Source organism: Prochlorococcus marinus, assembly GCF_001180245.1.
Taxonomy (GTDB): Bacteria; Cyanobacteriota; Cyanobacteriia; order PCC-6307; family Cyanobiaceae; genus Prochlorococcus_A; species Prochlorococcus_A marinus_F.
This window is the reverse complement of record NZ_CVSV01000064.1, coordinates 1-282: the sequence shown is the minus strand read 5'-3', so window position 1 is coordinate 282 and position 282 is coordinate 1. Positions and strand designations below refer to the sequence as shown.

General features: G+C 37.6%; 1 pseudogene. It reads right to left on the bottom strand.

From position 1 onward, the window contains the following. Positions 1-282 (bottom strand): annotated as a pseudogene (locus tag AMO19_RS02600) (NAD(P)H-quinone oxidoreductase subunit 5); the annotation flags it as partial.

The following is a 282-nucleotide window of genomic DNA, read 5'->3' as shown; positions in this document are numbered from 1 at the left end:
TACAGACGGTACAGCTAGAAATACCAATGGAAATGTCATTGACCAGGGTGACTCATGAATAGAGCCATGTTCTTCATGCTCTTCTTCATTTTCATCATCTAGGTTTGCCTTGGAGGCTATTAGAAGCTCTTTTTGCAATTCTTTATTCTCCCCTCTGAAATCTCCTTCAAATGTCAAGAAATAAAGCCTAAACATATAAAAAGCAGTCATACCTGCTGTTAGAAGTCCTACAAACCAAAAAGCTGGAAATGATATAAAAGCATTTCCGAGTATCTCGTCTTT